17 protein-coding genes are annotated in these 19,264 nt (G+C 63.8%); 13 read left to right on the forward strand and 4 right to left on the reverse strand.

Annotated features, from left to right (window positions below; genetic code table 11):
* Nucleotides 1-1,472: Y-family DNA polymerase (locus ACGYLA_RS16475; RefSeq protein WP_394433941.1), on the reverse strand; the 1,472-nt coding region annotated here is incomplete at its 3' end.
* Nucleotides 1,420-2,154 carry an ImuA family protein gene (locus ACGYLA_RS16480; RefSeq protein WP_394433854.1) on the reverse strand — a complete coding sequence of 245 codons (735 nt, stop codon included), beginning with the start codon at nt 2,152-2,154 and terminating at the stop codon, nt 1,420-1,422. The genes ACGYLA_RS16480 and ACGYLA_RS16475, both read right to left, overlap by 53 nt.
* 144 nt (nt 2,155-2,298) lie before the next feature.
* Between ACGYLA_RS16480 and ACGYLA_RS16485 the strand changes: the two genes are divergently transcribed.
* Nucleotides 2,299-2,937: an SOS response-associated peptidase gene (locus ACGYLA_RS16485; protein WP_394433857.1), complete on the forward strand. Its 639-nt coding sequence runs from the start codon at nt 2,299-2,301 to the stop codon at nt 2,935-2,937.
* Here the strand turns inward: ACGYLA_RS16485 and ACGYLA_RS16490 are convergent.
* Nucleotides 2,934-4,364 (reverse strand): UdgX family uracil-DNA binding protein, encoded by a 1,431-nt coding sequence (locus ACGYLA_RS16490; RefSeq protein WP_394433859.1) that lies wholly within the window; start codon nt 4,362-4,364, stop codon nt 2,934-2,936. The genes ACGYLA_RS16485 and ACGYLA_RS16490 overlap by 4 nt on opposite strands.
* Nucleotides 4,364-5,599 carry a putative DNA modification/repair radical SAM protein gene (locus ACGYLA_RS16495; protein WP_394433861.1) on the reverse strand — a complete coding sequence of 412 codons (1,236 nt, stop codon included), beginning with the start codon at nt 5,597-5,599 and terminating at the stop codon, nt 4,364-4,366. The genes ACGYLA_RS16490 and ACGYLA_RS16495 overlap by 1 nt, the downstream gene beginning before the upstream one ends.
* Before the next feature lie 227 nt (nt 5,600-5,826).
* On the opposite strand from ACGYLA_RS16495, the gene dctP reads away from it, so the two are divergent.
* The 12 genes from dctP to choX all read left to right on the forward strand — a co-directional run bounded on the left by dctP (nt 5,827) and on the right by choX (nt 19,198).
* On the forward strand, nt 5,827-6,798 hold the full coding sequence (gene dctP / locus ACGYLA_RS16500) for a TRAP transporter substrate-binding protein DctP (protein WP_271691602.1): 972 nt from the start codon (nt 5,827-5,829) through the stop codon (nt 6,796-6,798).
* Between the two features lie 19 nt (nt 6,799-6,817).
* Nucleotides 6,818-7,300 carry a TRAP transporter small permease gene (locus ACGYLA_RS16505; protein ID WP_394433863.1) on the forward strand — a complete coding sequence of 161 codons (483 nt, stop codon included), beginning with the start codon at nt 6,818-6,820 and terminating at the stop codon, nt 7,298-7,300.
* Between the two features lies 1 nt (nt 7,301).
* On the forward strand, nt 7,302-8,618 hold the full coding sequence (locus tag ACGYLA_RS16510) for a TRAP transporter large permease (protein WP_209218702.1): 1,317 nt from the start codon (nt 7,302-7,304) through the stop codon (nt 8,616-8,618).
* A gap of 175 nt (nt 8,619-8,793) precedes the next feature.
* A complete protein-coding gene (locus ACGYLA_RS16515) occupies nt 8,794-10,311 on the forward strand; it encodes a malonyl-CoA synthase (protein WP_394433866.1) in 1,518 nt (505 codons plus the stop codon).
* Between the two features lie 176 nt (nt 10,312-10,487).
* Nucleotides 10,488-13,346 carry a monovalent cation/H+ antiporter subunit A gene (locus ACGYLA_RS16520; protein WP_394433868.1) on the forward strand — a complete coding sequence of 953 codons (2,859 nt, stop codon included), beginning with the start codon at nt 10,488-10,490 and terminating at the stop codon, nt 13,344-13,346.
* 1 nt (nt 13,347) lies between these two features.
* Complete coding sequence (locus ACGYLA_RS16525; RefSeq protein ID WP_394433870.1) at nt 13,348-13,695, forward strand: Na+/H+ antiporter subunit C; 348 nt, start codon at nt 13,348-13,350, stop codon at nt 13,693-13,695.
* Nucleotides 13,692-15,236 carry a monovalent cation/H+ antiporter subunit D gene (locus tag ACGYLA_RS16530; protein WP_394433872.1) on the forward strand — a complete coding sequence of 515 codons (1,545 nt, stop codon included), beginning with the start codon at nt 13,692-13,694 and terminating at the stop codon, nt 15,234-15,236. The genes ACGYLA_RS16525 and ACGYLA_RS16530 overlap by 4 nt, the downstream gene beginning before the upstream one ends.
* A 1-nt stretch (nt 15,237) precedes the next feature.
* On the forward strand, nt 15,238-15,738 hold the full coding sequence (locus ACGYLA_RS16535; protein WP_394433874.1) for a Na+/H+ antiporter subunit E: 501 nt from the start codon (nt 15,238-15,240) through the stop codon (nt 15,736-15,738).
* A complete protein-coding gene (locus ACGYLA_RS16540; RefSeq protein ID WP_067260936.1) occupies nt 15,735-16,022 on the forward strand; it encodes a K+/H+ antiporter subunit F in 288 nt (95 codons plus the stop codon). Before ACGYLA_RS16535 ends, ACGYLA_RS16540 begins: the two co-directional genes overlap by 4 nt.
* Entirely contained in the window at nt 16,019-16,414 is a 396-nt protein-coding gene (gene mnhG, locus ACGYLA_RS16545; RefSeq protein WP_394433876.1) for a monovalent cation/H(+) antiporter subunit G, read from the forward strand. The genes ACGYLA_RS16540 and mnhG overlap by 4 nt, the downstream gene beginning before the upstream one ends.
* Before the next feature lie 118 nt (nt 16,415-16,532).
* On the forward strand, nt 16,533-18,149 hold the full coding sequence (locus ACGYLA_RS16550) for a caspase family protein (RefSeq protein WP_394433878.1): 1,617 nt from the start codon (nt 16,533-16,535) through the stop codon (nt 18,147-18,149).
* Nucleotides 18,150-18,277: 128 nt separating this feature from the next.
* A complete protein-coding gene (choX, locus tag ACGYLA_RS16555; RefSeq protein ID WP_394433880.1) occupies nt 18,278-19,198 on the forward strand; it encodes a choline ABC transporter substrate-binding protein in 921 nt (306 codons plus the stop codon).
* Nucleotides 19,199-19,264 lie beyond the last annotated feature (66 nt).

The raw sequence follows: 19,264 nt of genomic DNA on the forward strand, positions 1-19,264 counted from the left end.
TGCAGGAACCAGCGCGGCTCGGCCCCGCGGCCATCGTGGATCACGCCCTCGCGGTAGAGCCAGAAGCGCTGGCCGCCTTCGACCTCCACTTTATAGTAATCGCGCAGCCGGGTGCCGGGGCGGTCTCGCCACCATTCGGGGGCGATCCGCTCGGGACCCGTGTGGCGCGTGGTCTTGTAGGTGACGCGGCGCCAGTTGAACTGCGAGGGCGGGCCTTCGGGCACGGCGTAGATCACGCGCACCTCTTCGGGCGGGGTCAAGAGGCGCAGCGGGCGCTCGCGCAGCAGCGCGGGGGCGGCGGCGGGGCTGGCCTGTAGCGCCGGGGCGCGTTCTTCGACCGCCTCGGGCTTGTGGGTCTCGCGCCACTGCGGCCAGCTCACCTTTTCCGAGCCGAGCTTGGCGACCAGACGGTCGAGGAGCCCGGCCACGTCGGCCGAGGGGTCGCGCTTGCCGTCGAGGTGGTCCTGCATCAGCGGCAGCGGCTCGCTCGCCAGTGCCTCCAGCGTCAGGAGGTCGAAGCCAAAGCCGCTGTCGATGTTCTCGAGCTTGCCGTCGAAAAGGCGGCGCAGATGGGCAGCGTCCCGGCTGGCGCGGGCGGTGGCGGTATCGAGGCCGCGCCAATCGCCGTCGATCCGGTAGACCGTCAGCCGCAGCCGCCGCGCGCCCAGTTCCGCCCGGGCCAGTTGCGCGCAGAGGTCCTCGACCAGCGCGGGCAGATGCGGGGCGGGGTCGAGCACCGGCTCAGCCAGGCGGCTGCGGGCCATGAAATGGCGATGGTCGGGCGGGGCGTTCAGCGGATCGGCGGCCTTGCCGAGCGCTTTGTCGAGCAGGATCAGCGGGTTGCGCTCGGGCTTCAGGCTGGCGAAGCGGCGCATCAGCGCAGCGCGGGGCAGATCGGAAAGCGCGCCGATGGTCTTGAGGCCGAGCCGGTCCAAGAGCCGCGTGGTCTGGGCGTCGAGCCGCAGGGCGGCGACGGGCAGGGGGGCGAGGGCGGTGGCCAGATCCTCGGCCCCGCAGATCTGCGCGCCAGAGCCGAAGCGCGCCAGTGCCTGCGCGGCACCGGGGGTGGGGGCCATGGCGCAGCGCGCGGTCAGCCCTTGCAGGGTGAAACGACTGCGAATGTCGCGCAGCATCGCCGCCTCGCCGCCAAACAGATGCGTGCAGCCGGTCACGTCCAAGAGCAGGCCGTGGTCCTGATCCCGCGCCGTCCAGGGGCACCAGCGCCGCGCCCAATGCACCAGCCGTTTGATCAGGGCGATATCGCCCTCCAGATTGGCGGGCTCGACATGCAGATCGGGGTGGATCGCCTGCACGTCGACCACCCGCGCGCCCGTCTCGATGCCGCGGGCGCGGGCGGCGGCGCTCAGCCCATGGACCACCGGACCGTGCGTCCCGTCGCGCGACAGGACCACCGGCACCTCATCCCCCGGAACGCTGCGGTATTGGCTGATCACCCGGCGCCAACGCTCCATCGTCAGATCGGGGAACCAGACGGAGACGATCCGCGGCGCGGGGGCTGTGGCGTTTGTCGGGCTCATGGTCGGCCACCCATCGGCCCGGCGCATGGCCGCGCGCGCGAAACAGCTCCAGATCCCAGCGGGCCGCGCCCGGGGCCTGCGGATCGTCGGGATGCGCCTGCGCGGGCAGGGAGGCGATGCGCCAGCGCATCCGCGCCGCGCTCAGGCCCCCGGGGTCGCCACTGCGGATGAGGTAGAGCGGCACGCCCGAGGCCTCGGCCCGCAGCGACAGCCGCTTGGTGGCGGTGAAATTCAGCACCTCCGGCCCGCCATGCACCTCGCCCACCACGGCTGAGAGGCCGGCACAGGCGGCGCCTTCCTCCATCGCCCAAAGCACGTCGCGCGGATGGCTGGCGGTGACCAGCAGCACCGGCTGTTCCAGCCCGAAGGCCGCGAGGCTCGGGGTATAGGGCGCGCCGTTCTCGCGCCGCGACAGGAAGTCCTGCACCCAAAGCACCGGCCCCTTGCCGCGTGGCAGCAGCGACAGGACGAAGCCACTGGCCGAAGCACTGGCGAAGGCCTGCGGAAAGACATCCGTCAGCGGCACATGCGTGGCCAGAACCCCCGGTTCGGGCGGTGTCGACGGGCGCCGCCGCGGCAGGGTAAGGACCTGCCCATATGTAGAATCGGTTGTCATGCACGACTCCATATGTTCACATTTTGTTCTATTCATAAACGATGAACTGCGGCCCTGTCAAAATTTTGAGCGGCACCGCGAAGCCCTTGTCGGGGCGCGGAAAACCCGCATCTACTGGGCTCAGGGCAGCGACAGGAGGCGAAAATGTGCAATCTCTACTCCCTCACCAAGGGGCAGGACGCGATCCGCGGCTGGTTCGACGGGATCGAGGACAATGCAGGCAATCTGCCGCCCATGCCCGGCATCTACCCCGATTATCCCGCCCCGGTAGTGCGCCACGGCGACACCGGCCCGGTGCTGGAGATGATGCGGTGGGGCATGCCGTCCCCGGCCTTTGCGCTCAAGGGCAAGAAGACCGACCGCGGCGTCACCAACATCCGCAACATCGCCTCACCGCATTGGCGGCGCTGGCTGGTGCGGGAGCATCGCTGCGTCGTGCCCTTCACCGCCTTTTCCGAGCCGCTGAACCGCCCCGGGGAGCGTTCGCGCCCGGTCTGGTTCGCGCTTGGCGAGGACCGCCCGCTGGCCTTCTTCGCCGGGGTCTGGACGAACTGGACGAGCGTGCGAAAACTGAAAGACGGGGAGACGACCGACGACCTCTTCGGCTTTCTAACCACCGAGCCCAATGTTGAGGTCGCGGCCGTGCATCCCAAGGCGATGCCGGTGATCCTGACCACACCGGGCGAGGTGCAGAGCTGGCTGAGCGCAGAGACCGCCGACCTTGCGGCGTTGCAACGCCCGCTGCCCGACGGTGCCTTGCAGGTCATCGACCCCGAGGACTAGGCCGCCTCGGCCATCATCCGTGCTGCCATCGCGAGGTCCGAGCGGAACTGCGCCTCCGCCTCCTCGCGCGCGGTGGGGTCGGGGACGCGCAAGAGGTAGGAGGGGTGCAGGGTGATCAGCACCGGGATGCCCTCCGGCCCCGCTTCGATCGTGCCGCGGCGTTTCAGGATGCCCGTGCCCTTACCGGTCAGGCTCTGCGCCGCCGTGGCGCCCATGGCGAGGATGAGCTTGGGCTGCACCTGCGCCACCTCGGCGTTCATCCACCAGCGGCATTGGTCGATCTCGGGCGTCTCGGGGCGCTGGTGGATACGGCGTTTGCCGCGGGCGGTGAATTTGAAATGTTTGACGGCATTGGTGACGAAAGCCGCCTCGCGGTCGAGGCCAGCCTCGGCGGCCACACGGTCAAACATCTGCCCCGCCGGCCCGACGAAGGGACGGCCCGCGAGGTCTTCCTGATCGCCGGGTTGTTCGCCCACAACCATCAGGTCAGCATGCGTCGGCCCTTCGCCGGGCACGGCCTGCGTGGCGTGGCAATGCAGCGGGCAGCGGGTGCAGGCGCGTATCGCGGACGGAAGCTCTTCCATCGGGCCGTCCCAAGCGGACTCAAAAGCCGAAAGCTGCGCCTGCACCCGGTCCATCCGCGCGGGCGGCAGGGTCGGGGCGGCCTCGGCCATGGCCCGGGCGCGGGCCGGGGCCTCGGCGATCATCTGGGGAATGAAGGCGGCCTCGGGCATGTTCTTCCAGTATTTCTTGGGCATCTCCGACTGCATCGCCTTCACCATCAGGCGGGCGGGATTGAAGATGTTCTGGAAGTAGGTGATCCAAAGCTGCTCGCCCGCGTCCTCGGGCAGGTCGGGCTTGGCGTGGCCCTCCTGAAAGCTGAGCTTGCCGCCCTCGAAGATGGCCGAGACATCGGGCGTCAGGATGCGCCAGTCCATGTCGGAAAACCGCCGCACGAAGAAATCCGCCGTGGGCTCCACCGTGTGATGCGTGGGCTCGAACCACGCGGCGAAGCTGCGACGCGGGGCGTTTGGATCACCGATCTCGCGGAAGCGGACGAAGGCCTTCATCTTGTGCTGACAGCGGCGGACGTTCTTCTCCATCCCGCGCAGCACGGCGAGGTCGGCATCGCCCCGGTCGGACATCAGATGCGGCGCGTCCTTCACGCGCCAGAGGAAGGCATAAAGCCGCGCGAAACGCTCCGGGTCGCTGTGCCAGACCGCCGTTTCGGCCATCGACACGAAGCTGCGCGGCACCGCGACGCGGCCCTTGGTAGTCGGCGCGGCTTCCTCGCCAAACAGGTCGGGGGCGGCGGCATGATCGCCCCAGAGGATCTGCTCGGGCGGCACGCCCGCGGCCAGAAAGCCGCGCGCCGCCTCGCGCCATGCCTTGGCGGTGCCGATCGGGGGCAGGGAGACGCGGTGCATCAGAACAGCGTCAATTGCTCAGGCGGCGGCGCGAAACGCGCGCGCAGGTCGGCACTGTCGGTGAGGCCGCCGGGGGTCCAGCCCCCCGCGGTGACAAAGGCGCGGGCCTTTTTCATCGAGGCGCCCATGCGGGTCAGGTCTTCGTAGCGCAACGCGCGATGGCGACGGGCGGCGAGGATGCGGTTGACGGTCTTGACCCCGAAGCCCGGCACCCGCAGCAGCTTCTCGCGGCTGGCGCGGTTGACGTCGAGCGGGAAGTGTTCGCGGTGCACCAGCGCCCAGGCGAGTTTCGGATCGACCTCCAGATCGAGATTGCCGTCACGGGTGACGGAGGTGATCTCGTCCAGTTGAAAGTCATAGAACCGCAGCAGCCAGTCGGCCTGATAAAGCCGGTGCTCGCGCTGCAGCGGCGGGCGGATCAGCGGCAGTTTCGAAGAACTGTCGGGAATGGGCGAGAAGGCGGAGTAATAGACCCGCTTCAGCTTGTAGCTGGAATAAAGCCGCGTCGATTGCCCCAGCACCGTGGCATCGTTTGACCCATCCGCGCCGATGATCATCTGCGTCGACTGGCCCGCGGGCGCGAAACGCGGCGGGCGCTTGCCGGTGAAGGATTGATCTTTGCTCGCCTCTTTCGTCATCCGCACGTTGGCCATGGCGCGGCGGATCTGCTCGGGCTTTTTCTCGGGCGCATATTGCTGCACCGCCGTGTCCGTGGGCAGTTCCACGTTGATCGACAGACGGTCCGCCAGTCGGCCCGCTTCCTCGATCAACTCGGGCGAGGCGTCGGGGATCGTCTTGAGGTGGATGTAGCCGCGAAAATTTTCCTCGTGGCGCAGCTTGCGGGCGATCTGCACCATGTCGGACATCGTGGCATCGGGTGAGCGGATCACACCCGAGGACAGGAACAGCCCCTCGATATAGTTGCGGCGGTAGAACTCGATGGTGAGCTTCACCACCTCGTCCACGCTGAACCGCGCGCGTTCCACGTTCGAGGAGACGCGGTTGATGCAATAGCTGCAATCGTAGATGCAGAAATTCGTCATCAGGATCTTGAGCAGGCTGATGCACCGCCCATCCGGGGCGTAGGCATGGCAGATGCCGCTGCCTTCGTTGGAGCCCAGCCCCTTGCCATCGCGCGAGTCGCGCTTGGTGGAGCCCGAGGAGGCGCAGGAGGCGTCGTATTTCGCCGCGTCGCTGAGAATCGCCAGTTTCTGATCGAGGGTCTGTTTGGTCATGCGTTCTTTATATGTTCTCAAGGGGGCGGCGTCATTAATCTATCTTAATGCCGCGACAATTTGCGCGGGGGGCTGCTGAGGGGGCGGGGTGGCCCCGTGGCGCCGAGATTAAATTGACGTAGGGAAATCTAGTCGCTACCAATTACATGCAGATACATATTATGCATTTGCATGCGAGAGCACCGAGGCAAAGATCGCGGGCTTTTGATCACAACTGGGAGACGACCATGAAAACAACAACCACGCTTAGCGCGGCGGTCTTTGCCGTCAGCACATTTGCCACCGGCAGCATCGCTCAGGCCGAAGAAGTGACCCTGCGCGCCGTTTCGGCCTTTACCCTTGGCACCGCCTTTAGCCGCGAGTTCGAGTCCTTTGTCGAGTGGATCAACGAGAACGGCAAGGGGGTCGTGCAAATCAATCTGGTCGGCGGTCCTGAGGCCGTGCCGCCTTTTGAACTGGGCAATGCGGTGCAGTCCGGCGTCGTCGACATTGCTAATAACACCACGGCCTATTACCCCAACCTGCTGCCCACCGGCGACGCACTGCATCTGGCCGAGAACACCATTCAGGACCAGCGCGCCAATGGCTGCTATGAACTGGTCGACCGTATCCATCAAGAGCAGATGAATGTGAAATACCTCGCCCATGCGGGCGACGGGATCGGCTATCACCTCTATCTCACCAAACCGGTCGAGGGGCCGGATCTGAGCGGTCTGACCATCCGTACCACGCCGGTTTACCAAGCGATGTTTACGCAGCTTGGCGCCAACCTCGTGCGGACCGCGCCGGGCGAGGTCTACAGCGCGCTGGAGCGTGGGGCGATTGACGGCTACGGCTGGCCCTCGCAGGGGGTGCTGGACCTTGGTTGGGACGAGCAGACGAAATACCGTGTCGACCCGAGCTTTTACAACGTCGACGTCAACGTTCTGGTGAACCTTGATACTTGGAACGGGCTAACGGAGCAGCAGCGCGCCAAGCTGGCCGAAGGTGCCGCTTGGATGGAAGAGCTGAACAACGACAACGCGGATCGGAACGCCTCGGAATATGCGGCGCAGGCCGAGGCGGGTATCGAGACGATCACCTTTGGCGAGGCCGATGCCGAGACTTGGATCGCTGCCGCCCGCGATGCCGGTTGGGCCGCGGTGGAAGAGGTCGATGCCGATCTTGCGCAACAGATGCGCGCCTGCATGACCAAGTGATCCTCCAATGATCTCTAGAATGTTTGACCGGACACTCCGGGGGCTGGCCGTTTTTTCGGCTGGTATCCTCGGGGTGATCGCGGTGTTCATCGCTCTCAATGTTGTGCTGCGCAATCTTGGCCTGCCGGTGGTCTATGGCGCGCTGGATGCGATCCAATACGCGCTGATGATCGCCACCTTCCTTGGCGCGCCCTGGGTGCTGTCGATCGGTGGCCATGTAAAGGTCGATCTGATCACCAGCAATCTTGCGCCACGCACGGCCCATGTGCTCACCCGTCTTACCAGCGCCATCGGCGCTGTCACGGCAGGGGTGCTGGGGTGGTACGGATTGCAAGCGGTGCTGGCATCGGCCGCGCGGGGGTCGATGATCCGCACGTCATTCGTCATCCCGGAATGGTGGATGCTGGCCTTTGTGCCGCTGTCATTGGCGCTTTGCACGGTTATTTTCATTCGCCGCCTTTTCTATCCGGAAACGGCCGAGCGAAGTCTGAGTGGTCTTTGAGATGGATTGGGCTTTGATCCTGACGCTCATGCTGGGCAGCCTCGCGGTGCTTTTGCTGATCGGCTTGCCGGTCGCCTTTGCCTTTATCGCCGTGACCACCGTGGGCGCATACTTCGTGCTGGGTGGCGAACGTGGCATTCTGCAACTGGCGCGCAACTCTGCGCAGTCGGTGGCGAATTTCCAGCTTGCCCCGATACCCCTGTTCATCCTGATGGGGGAGATACTCTTTCAGACCGGGGTGGCGCACCGCGCCATCGACGCCATCGAGCGGGTGGTGACGCGGATCCCGGGCCGCATGTCAGTGGTGACGATCTTTGGCGGCACGATCTTTGCGGCACTCTCAGGCTCGACCATCGCCAATACCGCGATGCTGGGCGGCACGCTGCTTCCGGGGATGCTGAAACGGGGCTACCACCCGTCGATGGCCATGGGGCCGATCATGGCTTCGGGGGCGATTGCGATGCTAATCCCGCCTTCGGCGCTGGCGGTGCTGGTGGGCTCGCTCGCCGGTATTTCCATCGCGGGGCTGCTGATCGCGGGGGTACTTCCGGCCCTGCTGCTGGCGGTGCTTTTCGTGGCCTATGTGGTGGGGCGCAGTGTATTGGACCCAAAGGTCGCGCCGCCCGATGTTTACGAGGATATGTCGCTGCGCGAACGGTGGACGCCCTTTGCGATCTATGTCTTGCCGCTGACGGTACTTTTCGCGGTGGTAATCGGCTCTTTGCTGGCAGGGATCGCCACACCCACGGAGAGCGCTGCGCTGGGCAGTATCACGGCGGTGATCATCGGGGCAGCCTATCGGGCCTTGAGTTGGGAGAAGATGGGCCGTGCTCTGATGGAGACGCTGAAACTGTCGGTGATGATCTTGTTCATCATTGCGGCCAGCCAGACCTTTGCGCAGGTGCTGAGCTTTTCTGGCGCGACCAACGGGCTGATCAACGCAATCAACGCGGTCGATCCGACGCCTTTGATGGTGCTTTTGGGGATGATCGCGATCCTGCTGTTTCTGGGGTGTTTCATCGATCAAGTGTCGATGTTGATGGTGACGGTCCCGGTTTTCGTGCCCTTGGCGGGCGCGATGGAGATCAACGAGCTGACCCTCGGCGTGGTTTACCTGTTGACCATGGAGATCGGTCTGCTGACACCGCCCTTCGGGCTGCTTCTCTTCGTCATGCGGGGCGTGGCGCCCGAAGAGATCCGGATGCCGCAAATCTATGCCTCGGTGATGCCCTTTTTGTTAATCAAGCTCTTCGTGCTGGCGCTGGTCGTCTGGCTGCCGGGCATCGGTACTTGGTTGCCGGGCTTAATGGGCCGCTAATCCGTAGGGCGACGCATTTGAGCGTCGCCCTACAAGCTATTGCCTCGGTTCAACATTTCCCCTCACCGCAGCCGCACGCAGCCCTCCGCCTGCTTGCATTACCCTGCGTAATACGGTTGTAATTCCGCGAGGAGCCAATCGGCTTTCCCAAGAACAACACGTGAGGAGCACCGTGATGGCAAACCCCCTTTATGACACTCTGTTTGGCCGTCACGCTGGCAAGACGACCGCCTTTTTGCACCTCGACGGCGGGGTGACGCTGACCCATGCGGGCTTTCTGAGCCGGGCGGGCCGCTTTGCCAATGTGCTGTCTGGGCTGGGGGTGAAGCCGGGTGACCGGCTCGCGGTGCAGATCGACAAATCCGCGGATGCGCTGGCGCTCTATGCCGCTTGCGTGCAGGCGGGGGTGATCTTTCTGCCGCTGAACCCGGCCTATACGGCGGATGAGGTGCGCTATTTCGTGACCGACAGCGGGGCGGCGGCTTTCGTCTGCCAGCCTGCGCGGCGCAATGAGATGGCGCCGCTGGCCAAGGACACGGGCTGCCAGCTTGAGACGCTGGGCACCGAAAACGATGGCAGCTTTGCGGACCGCGCAGCCTCGGCCCCCGATCAGTTCGAGACCGTCGCGCGTGGGGCTGATGATCTGGCGGCCTTCCTCTATACCTCCGGCACGACGGGGCGCTCAAAGGGGGCAATGCTGACGCAGGCGAACCTTTTGTCCAACGCGCAGACGCTGGCCGATCTGTGGCGTTTTACCAATGCGGATGTGCTGCTCCATGCGCTGCCGATCTTCCATACCCACGGGCTGTTCGTGGCGACCAATGTGACGCTGGTGGCGGGGGGCGCGATGATCTTTATGCCCAAGCTCGACATCGACCGATTGATCGACCGGATGCCCCATGCCACCGCGATGATGGGGGTGCCCACCTTCTACACCCGGCTGTTGGACGACGCGCGTTTTACCAGCGAGACGGCGGCGAATATGCGGCTGTTCATCTCGGGCTCCGCCCCGCTGTTGGCGGAAACCCATGTGGATTTCGAGACCCGGACTGGCCACCGTATCCTTGAGCGTTACGGCATGACCGAGACCAATATGAACACCAGTAACCCCTATGAGGGCGAGCGCCGTGCGGGCACCGTGGGCCTGCCGCTGCCGGATGTGGAGTTGAAGATCACCGACCCCGAAACCGGTGCGACCCTGCCGGATGGCGAGATCGGCAGCATCGAAGTTCGGGGGCCGAATGTCTTCAAGGGCTATTGGCAAATGCCCGAGAAGACTGCCGCCGAATTGCGCGAAGACGGGTTTTTCATCACCGGCGATCTGGGGCGGCGCGATGCGGATGGCTATGTCACCATCGTGGGCCGCGACAAGGATCTGATCATTTCAGGCGGCTATAACATCTACCCCAAGGAGGTCGAACTGCTGCTCGACGACCAACCGGGCGTGTTGGAAAGCGCGGTGATCGGCGTACCGCACCCCGATTTCGGCGAAAGCGTCGTGGCGGTGCTGGTGGCACGCCGGGGTGTGGAACTGGATCTGGAGCAGATCGCCGCCGACGTGGCCGGATCGCTGGCCAAGTTCAAACAGCCCCAAAAGTTGATCGTGCTGCCGGAACTGCCGCGCAACACGATGGGCAAGGTGCAGAAGAACGTGCTGCGCGAAAACTACCGGGACCTCTTCCAACCGGAGTGACACGGCCCGAGGGGGACTGTCGGACGGGCAAAGGCACGGGCATCCCCCTCCCACGGGGCAGGGCGGGGGGGCGTAACCTGCGACAATCTGGCGTTTAATACCCGGTTTCGCTTGAGGTGCCGGGAAAATTTCTACAGAACGTGGTGACCTTTCAGTCCGCTAGATCAGGAGTTCGCGTGTCCCTCTTCCTTATCGTTGCCTTGCCTTTCCTTGGTGCTTTGCTACCCGGACTGATGAATTCCGCAGGGCGCCAAGCCTGCGCCGGGGTCACCTTCATGGTTACCCTCGTGGCCTTTGTCGGCCTGCTGACCCATCTGCCCGCCGTATTGGCCGGAGAGGTGCTGACCGCGCGGGTTGATTGGATCCCGCAGCTTGGTCTGAACCTGACCTTGATGCTCGACAGTCTTGGCTTTTTCTTTGCCTGCCTGATCCTTGGCATCGGTCTGCTCATCATCGCCTATGCGCGCTCTTACCTGTCGCGCGACGATCATATGGGTGAGTTCTTCACCTATCTATTGCTCTTCCAAGGCGCGATGGTCGGCATTGTTCTCAGCGATAACGTATTGATCTTGCTAATCTTCTGGGAGCTGACCTCGCTGTCGTCCTTCCTGTTGATCGGCTATTGGAAGCATCTCCCCGAAGGCCGCCAAGGGGCGCGGATGGCGCTGACCGTGACGGGCATGGGCGGGCTTGCGATGATCGGTGGCATGTTGCTGCTGGGGCAGATCGTCGGCAGCTATGACCTGAGCGTGATCTTGGAAAACCGCGAGGCAATCCAAGCCTCGCCACTCTATCTGCCCGCGCTGATCCTGATCCTGCTGGGCTGTTTCACCAAATCGGCGCAGTTCCCGTTCCACTTCTGGTTGCCCCACGCCATGGCAGCACCAACGCCGGTCTCGGCCTATTTGCACTCCGCCACGATGGTGAAGGCGGGCATCTTTCTGATGGCGCGGATGTGGCCGGTGCTCTCGGGCACGCCGGAGTGGTTCGTCATCGTCACCACGGCGGGGCTGATCACCATGGTGCTGGGCGCGGTGATCGCGCTGTTCAAACATGATCTGAAGGCGCTTTTGGCTTTCTCGACCGTCAGTCATCTTGGCCTGATCACCATGCTTCTGGGCACCGGGACGGCCTTTGGCGCGCTGGCGGCGGTGTTTCACATCCTGAACCACGCGACCTTCAAGGCCGCGCTTTTCATGTCGGCGGGGATCGTGGATCACGCGGTGCATACGCGCGACATCCGCCGTTTGGGCGGGCTGCGGCATCTGATGCCGGTGACCTTCGTGATCGCCACACTGGCGTCGCTTTCGATGGCGGGGATCCCGCTCTTCAATGGCTTCCTGTCGAAAGAGATGATGCTGGAAGAGACGCTGCACACCACGCTCTTTGATCTGCCGTGGTTGGTGCCTGCGCTGGCGACCTTTGGCGCGCTCTTCTCGGCGGCTTATAGTTTCCGGCTGATCGGCCATACTTTCCTTGGCAAGGAACGTGACGACTATCCCGATCATCCGCATGACCCCAAGCCCGGCCTCTGGCTGCCGCCAGCGCTTTTGATTATCCCCGTGGTGGTGATCGGCCTCGCGCCGTTTCTGGCCGAGCCTTTCGTCAAGCTGGTGACCGCCTCTGTCCTCGGCGATGCAGCCGAGATGTCTTCTGCGCATTTCAAAATCTGGCACGGGCTGGGGCCGGCGCTTTATATGTCGATCATCGCGGTCGTGGGCGGGCTGATCCTGCTGGCGCTCTTCACCCCCTTGCTGCGCGTCTGGGATGCCGCACCCCGGCCCGAAGCCAAGCGCATCTTTGACCGGATCATCGCGGCGTCTGTCGGCCTGTCGCAGGCGGTATCGCTGCGGCTGCACAACGGGGCTTTCTCACGCTATGCCGCCGTGATGGCGGTGACCGTCGTGGGCGTGGGCTATTACGCTTGGGCCACCGGCACGGTGGGCGCGGCGAGCCGCGCGCTGCAACCGACGAACGCCGTGCAGATCGCGGGCTGGCTGATGCTGGTCGCGGCGGCCTGCGGCCTTGTCTTCCTGCACCGCAACCGTCTGTTGTCACTGATCCTGATCGGCATCGTCGGGCTGATCGTATCGGCTGGTTTCGTTTTCTTCAGCGCGCCTGACTTGGCGATGACCCAGCTGACGGTCGAGGTGGTGACGATCATCCTGCTGCTCTTGGCGCTGAACTTCCTGCCCAACCGCACACCGATCGAAAGCAGCGTGCTGCGCCGGACGCGGGACGTTGTCGTCTCCCTCGCGGCGGGGGCGGCGACCATGGCACTGTCCTATCACTACCTGCTGCGCGACACCGTGGCGCCGAGCATTTCCGAATTCCACCTCGCCAACTCCTACAAGGGCGGCGGCGGCACCAATGTGGTGAACGTGATCCTCGTCGATTTCCGGGGCTTTGACACCTATGGTGAGATCATCGTGCTGGGCATCGCGGCCCTGCTGATCTACGCACTGACCGAGACGCTGCTCTCGGGCCCGGTGCGGGCGCGTTTGCTGAACCGCAAGCCCGACCAGCCGCGCGCGGGCGACCGGCACCCGATGATGATGGTGGTGATGACACGCGTGATCATGCCCGTGGTGCTGATGGTGGGTTTCTACATCTTCCTGCGCGGTCATAACGAGCCGGGGGGCGGTTTCATCGCCGGTCTGATCGTCTCCATCGCCGTGGTGATGCAATATATGGCCAGTGGCTTTGCCTGGGCCTCGGCGCGGCTGCGTTATCCCTATCATGGGATCATCGGCACCGGCGTCTTGATCGCGGGGCTGACGGGGATCGGATCGTGGCTCTTTGCCAAACCCTTCCTCACGTCGGACTTCACCTATGTGCGCATCCCGCCCTTCGACAAGTTCGAACTGGCGACTGCCGCGCTCTTTGATCTTGGCGTGTTCCTTGCCGTGGTCGGTGCGGTGATGCTGTCGCTCGAAAGCTTCTCGCGGCTGGCGCGCCGGGCGCATGTGCCCGAGGCCGATCATCCGATGGACATCGACCCATCGCGCGAAGACAACACCAAGGCTGAGGCATAACATGGAACTTCTCGTCGCGTCCGCCATCGGCATCCTGACAGCCTCTGGCATCTACCTCGTGCTGCGCTTGCGGAGCTTTCCCGTCATCATGGGCACGTCGCTGCTGACCTATGCGGTGAACGTCTTTCTCTTTGCTTCTGGCCGTTTGACCGTGGGCGCGCCGCCGATCCTGAGCGATGCCGCGCGCTATACCGATCCTCTGCCCCAAGCGCTGGTGCTGACCGCCATCGTGATTTCCTTTGGCATGACCGCCGTGGTGGTGATGATCGCCCTCGGGGCCTATCTGGGCAATAAGGATGATCATGTGGACGAGCCGCTGACCGATACCAAGGCGGAGGACCGCACATGACCCATTGGCTGATCCTGCCCATCGTGCTGCCTGCGTTTATCGCGCCTTTCATCATTCTGGCCGCACGCTATCACATCACCATCCAGCGGGTGCTGTCGCTCTTTGGCGCGCTGGCGCTGGTCGTCGTGGGCCTTGGCCTCTCGGTCGAGGCGGCGAGCGGCAATGTCATGCTCTACCGTCTCAGCGATTGGGCCGCGCCCTTTGGCATCGTGCTGGTGGGCGACCGCCTGTCGACGCTGATGGTCACGCTGACGGCGGTGCTGGCGCTGTTTGTGCTGCTCTATGTCATCGGCTCCAAATGGGACGAACGCGGGCGGCATTTTCATGCGCTGTTCCAGTTCCAGCTGATGGGGATCATGGGCGCCTTCCTGACGGGCGACCTTTTCAACCTCTTCGTCTTTTTCGAAGTGCTGCTGATCGCCTCCTACGGGTTGATGATCCACGCCGGTGGCACGCCGCGTCTGCGGGCGGGGGTGCAATATGTGCTCTATAACCTGCTGGGCTCGACGCTGTTTCTCTTTGCGCTCGGCGCGATCTATGCTGAGACGGGAACGCTCAACATGGCCGATCTGGCGCAGCGCGTTGTCCTGATCGACGCGGGCGCGACCGTGGGCATCCGAATTGCGGCGGTGCTGCTCTTGATGGTCTTCGCCGTCAAAGCCGCCGTTGTGCCGCTGCACTTCTGGCTGCCGTCGAGCTATGCCGAAGCGCCCGGCCCGGTGGCGGCGCTTTTCGCCATCATGACCAAGGTCGGCGCCTATGCGATCATCCGCGTCTATACGCTGATCTTCCCGCCCGAACTGGCCGTGACGGCGGATCTGCACACCACATGGCTGCTTCCTGCCGCGCTGCTGTCGCTGGCGCTTGGCATGATCGGCGTGCTGGCGGCCAAGCAGTTGGACCGTATGGTGGCCTTCTCCGTAATCGGCTCCATGGGCATGGTGATGATCTCGATCGCGCTGTTCACGCCCGAGGGGATCGCCGCGGCGCTTTATTATATCGTGCATTCGACACTGGCCGCGGGCGCGTTGTTCCTGATCGCCGATCTGGCGCGGGCCGGGCGCGACAACCTTGATCTGACGGCGCAGCCGCAGGTGGCGGGGGCCAAGCTGACCTCAGCCCTGTTCTTTGTCGCCGCCATTGCCATGGTCGGCGTGCCGCCGCTTTCGGGCTTTCTGGGCAAGCTGCTGATCATGGATGCCGCCGCCGCCAGCGATGCTTGGGTCTGGATCTGGGCCGTGATCTTGGGCGCGAGCCTTTTGAGCCTCGTGGGCTTTGGCCGCGCGGGCAGCGTGGTCTTCTGGAAGGCGCGCACCGTCACGCCGGAGGAGGGGGCGACCCCGGCAGAGCGCCCCTCGGCGCTGAGCTATGTCGCGGTGGGCGGGCTCTTAGCCCTGCTGGTGGCGCATACACTGCTGGCCGGACCGGCCACCCAATATGCCACTGCGATTTCAAAGCAATTGTTCGGGCCGGAACGTTACCTGACCACCGTGTTGGAGACCCCCGGCAAACTGTCGGACGGCAAAGAGGAGGCCCATTGACATGATGCGACCGATCCGTTGGCTTTTGCCGCACCCGTTTCTGACCCTGCTGCTGACGGCGGTGTGGATCCTGCTGCAAAACAAGTTCAGCGCAGGCATGTTGGTCTTTGGCCTGATCCTTGGCGTCGTGATCCCGATCTTGACCGCGCGTTGGTGGACCGACCGCGCGCAGGGCATCCGCCCGCTGCGGACGTTGGCCTATGTGCTCTTGGTGATCTGGGATATCGTCATCGCCAATATTCAGGTGGCCTGGGTCATCCTGACCAAATCCAACGCCAGCATGTCGCCCGCTTGGGTCGTCGTGCCGCTGGACCTGAAAGAACCCGAGGCGATCACGATCCTTATGGGCACCATCACACTGACCCCCGGCACCGTCTCGGCGGACCTGTCGGACAACGGGCGCTACCTTTTGGTACACGCGCTGGACGCAAGCGACCCCGACGCCGTGCGCGATGAGATCAAAGACCGCTACGAACGCCGCTTGAAGGAGATTTTCGTATGACCCAAGCGACCGACCTTTTGACGCTGGCGCTTTATGGGGCGCTGACCCTCGTCGCCATTGCGCAGTTCATGGCGATGATCCGTCTGTGGATCGGCCCCGGCACCGGGGACCGCATTCTGGCGCTGGACACGATGTTTATCAACGCCATCGGCATCATCGTGCTTCTGGGCGTTTTGCAAGGCACGCAGATTTACTTTGAGGCCGCGCTGATCATCGCCATGCTCGGTTTCGTCTCGACCGTGGCCTATGCCCGTTTCGTCCTGCGCGGAGATATCATCGAATGAGCCCTGAGATCATCGCCACTTACTTCGTTATCGCGCTGCTGGTGATCGGCAGTTTCTTCGTGCTGGTTGCCGGGATTGGCTTGCTCAAGCTGAACGACCCGATGACGCGGCTGCACGCGCCGACCAAGGCCGCGACGCTGGGGATCGGGGCCTATCTGCTGGCCGCCGTGGTGAACTCCTTCGTCTCTGGCGCGGGGTCGCTGCATGAGCTGCTGATCATGGCCTTCATCTTTGTCACCGCGCCGGTCTCGGCCAATTTCATGGCCAAGGCGAATATCCATCGCCGCGATTGCCTGCCGCATCCTCCCGAACTGCCGGATGGCGATACTTGGGCCACGCTGAACGTGCCGGAAGAAGACCGCGAGATCGAAGAGACTTCGCCCAACGCCTGAGGCGCGGGGTGAAGGTCGGATTCATTTCAAACTGTTACGATGGTGGAAACCTTTTCCTGCCAGCATAGGTTAATGGGCGGCGCTGCCCAACCAAAGCTGACCGAAAGGATCCTGCCATATGCGTCTGACCGCGCTTCTGCTGATGCTGTTTCTGCCCTTCGCCGCAGCGGCGCAAGACCGTGTGGCGATGGTCATCGGCGTCTCCGCCTATGAGGATGCCGCCACGCTCGACGGCCCGCGCGCGGATGCGGCGCGGCTGACCAAGGCGCTGGAGGAGCAGGGCTTTGACGTCACCACGCTGATCGACGCTGAGAGCGCGGCGTTCAAACAAGCGCTTTCCGACTTTGCCTTTCAGGCCGAAACGGCGGACATTGCCCTAATTTACTACGCAGGCCGTCGTGTCGCCTCCGGCGGGCAGAGCTATCTGATCCCGGTCGACGCGCCCTTGGCCCCGGCCTCGGCGCTGCAGCGCGAGGGGGTGGCCCTGCCTGCGCTTCTGCGTGCGGCGGGCAAGGCGCGGCAGATACGGCTTGTTCTGCTCGACAACTGCCACGCCGCCCCGCAGCAAGCCACCGCGCCCTTGCCACCGCCTGAGCCACGCCTTGGCACTTTGGTCGTGACTTCTGGCGAGGTGGGCGCTTGTGACGAGGGTGGTGAAAACGCGGGCCTTTTCGCCGAAACGCTGGCCGAGGTGGTGGCCGAGCCAGAGGTCGAGGTCGGGGCTATGCTGGACGATTTCCGCGCGGCTTTGCGCAGCCGCAGCGGTGGCAGCCTCTCGGCGCGGCGCTTTGGATGGCTGAACCCCACGCCGTTCTTTCTCGGCAGTGGTGACGGGGAGGCGGTCCCGCGCAGTTGGGCCGATTTGAACGAGACGCAGGGCCAGCGTTTGGCCGAATTGGCGCGGCAGGGCGATACCCGCTCGCAACTCGGCCTCGCCGCCCTGCAAAGTGATCCCGACGATCCACGCTATGATCCGCAGAATGCGGCGGCGCAGCTCATGCGCGCGATTGAGACCGGCTCAGCCGAAGCGCGCTATCAACTGGCCCAGCTTTACGAAGAGGGCCGGGGCGTGGAGCAAGACGAGGCCCGCGCGATGCAGCTTTATCGCGACGCTGCCGAGCGGGGCCATGCCGGGGCGTTGAACGATCTGGGCTTCATCCATTTGCAGGGCGAATTGGGGCAGGAGGCCGACCCCGAACTGGCGCTTGATTACTTCCGCCGTGCAGCCGATAGGCGACACCCTGCTGCGATGTTCAACTTTGCCGCGATGATTGACGATGACAAAGTGCCGGGGCGCGGGGCGGCGGATGCCGCGCTCTACCTCTATCGCGCGCTGCGGGCGGGGGATGGCACCTTGCTGGGGCTGATGCAGGAGGAGCCCCGTTTGTTCGACAGCGACACCCGCAAAGCGCTGCAACGCAAGCTGTCGGATTACGGGTTTTATGACGGTGCGATTGACGGGCTTTATGGCGATGGCACCCAAGCCGCGATCCGCGCGGCATTTGGGATGGAGGCTGGCGAACCTCAGGGCGAAGCCACTGAAACGACTGAGGAAACGCCGGAGGCCGAGACGTCGGAAACGTCTCCGATAGCATCCGAGACGCCGCAGGAGGAGCCTGACCAAGAGCCGACAACCCAAGCCGAGGATGCCCCCGAAATCAACGCCGAGCCAGAGCCCGGCGCGGATGAAAATGTCACCCCGGTTCTACGCCCCAAACAGGCCGCGCGAGAGTGAGTTTTGAAACAAGTAGTATTGCATTTTGCCCTCCAGTAAGTTGGCAAAATTAATCCGGTTGCAATATCGCGGCCGATGGCTTTTGATTGGCGCATCAGTCAATAAAAACTTCTCTGGGGAGAACACCAATGAAAAAACTGCTTATGACATCCGCTTTGGCGACGGTCGCCGCGACCTCGCTGGCTGCTGCCGAGTGTAGCGAAGTCACCTTCTCCGACGTCGGCTGGACCGACATCACCGCCACCACCGCCGCCACCTCTGTCGTGCTCGACGCGCTCGGCTATGACACCGAGACCAAGATCCTCGCCGTGCCGGTGACCTATACCTCCATGGCGTCCGGCGACATTGACGTGTTCTTGGGCAACTGGATGCCGACGATGGAAGGCGATATCGCCAAATACCGCGAAGAGGGCAGCGTTGACACCGTGCGCGCGAACCTTGAAGGCGCGAAATACACGCTGGCCGTAAACAAGGCCGCCGCTGACATGGGTATCAAGACCTTCGCCGACATCGCCGCCAATGCCGACGCACTCGAAGGCAAGATCTACGGCATCGAGCCGGGCAATGACGGCAACCGCCTGATCCAGTCGATGATCGACGAGAATGCCTTTGAACTGGGCGAATTCGAAGTCGTCGAATCCTCTGAACAGGGGATGCTCGCTCAGGTGCAGCGCGCCAGCCGCAAGGAAGAGCCTGTTGTCTTCCTTGGTTGGGAGCCGCACCCGATGAACGCCAACTTCGACCTGACCTATCTTGAAGGTGGTGACGATTACTTTGGCCCCGATCTGGGCGGTGCGACGGTTTACACCAACACCCGCGCCGGTTTCGTCGAAGAATGTCCGAACCTTGGCAAATTCCTCCAAAACCTCGAATTCAGCCTTGAGATGGAGAATGAGATCATGGGCGCGATCCTCGATGACGGCGAAAAGCCGGAAGAGGCCGCCGCCGCTTGGATCAAGGCGAACGCCGACGTGCTCGACACATGGCTGGACGGTGTGACCACCGTCGATGGCGGCGATGCGATGGAAGCTGTCGCTTCGTTGAAGTGATCCTCACGCTATGATGGACAAGACCCGCTCCAGATTGATGGGGCGGGTCATTCTCATGCGCAATTC

This window comes from Sulfitobacter sp. 1A13679, assembly GCF_043557115.1.
GTDB lineage: Bacteria > Pseudomonadota > Alphaproteobacteria > Rhodobacterales > Rhodobacteraceae > Sulfitobacter > Sulfitobacter faviae.

What these genes read in the sequence shown, in the direction of transcription:
- ACGYLA_RS16490 (WP_394433859.1), bottom strand. Translation starts at nt 4,364, where the DNA reads ATGCACCGCGTCTCCCTGCCCCCGATCGGCACCGCCAAGGCATGGCGC.
- ACGYLA_RS16515 (WP_394433866.1), top strand. Translation starts at nt 8,794, where the DNA reads ATGGCAAACCCCCTTTATGACACTCTGTTTGGCCGTCACGCTGGCAAG.
- dctP (WP_271691602.1), top strand. Translation starts at nt 5,827, where the DNA reads ATGAAAACAACAACCACGCTTAGCGCGGCGGTCTTTGCCGTCAGCACA.
- ACGYLA_RS16510 (WP_209218702.1), top strand. Translation starts at nt 7,302, where the DNA reads ATGGATTGGGCTTTGATCCTGACGCTCATGCTGGGCAGCCTCGCGGTG.
- ACGYLA_RS16495 (WP_394433861.1), bottom strand. Translation starts at nt 5,599, where the DNA reads ATGACCAAACAGACCCTCGATCAGAAACTGGCGATTCTCAGCGACGCG.
- ACGYLA_RS16540 (WP_067260936.1), top strand. Translation starts at nt 15,735, where the DNA reads ATGACCCAAGCGACCGACCTTTTGACGCTGGCGCTTTATGGGGCGCTG.
- ACGYLA_RS16505 (WP_394433863.1), top strand. Translation starts at nt 6,818, where the DNA reads ATGTTTGACCGGACACTCCGGGGGCTGGCCGTTTTTTCGGCTGGTATC.
- mnhG (WP_394433876.1), top strand. Translation starts at nt 16,019, where the DNA reads ATGAGCCCTGAGATCATCGCCACTTACTTCGTTATCGCGCTGCTGGTG.
- choX (WP_394433880.1), top strand. Translation starts at nt 18,278, where the DNA reads ATGAAAAAACTGCTTATGACATCCGCTTTGGCGACGGTCGCCGCGACC.
- ACGYLA_RS16485 (WP_394433857.1), top strand. Translation starts at nt 2,299, where the DNA reads ATGTGCAATCTCTACTCCCTCACCAAGGGGCAGGACGCGATCCGCGGC.
- ACGYLA_RS16550 (WP_394433878.1), top strand. Translation starts at nt 16,533, where the DNA reads ATGCGTCTGACCGCGCTTCTGCTGATGCTGTTTCTGCCCTTCGCCGCA.
- ACGYLA_RS16530 (WP_394433872.1), top strand. Translation starts at nt 13,692, where the DNA reads ATGACCCATTGGCTGATCCTGCCCATCGTGCTGCCTGCGTTTATCGCG.
- ACGYLA_RS16525 (WP_394433870.1), top strand. Translation starts at nt 13,348, where the DNA reads ATGGAACTTCTCGTCGCGTCCGCCATCGGCATCCTGACAGCCTCTGGC.
- ACGYLA_RS16535 (WP_394433874.1), top strand. Translation starts at nt 15,238, where the DNA reads ATGATGCGACCGATCCGTTGGCTTTTGCCGCACCCGTTTCTGACCCTG.
- ACGYLA_RS16480 (WP_394433854.1), bottom strand. Translation starts at nt 2,154, where the DNA reads ATGACAACCGATTCTACATATGGGCAGGTCCTTACCCTGCCGCGGCGG.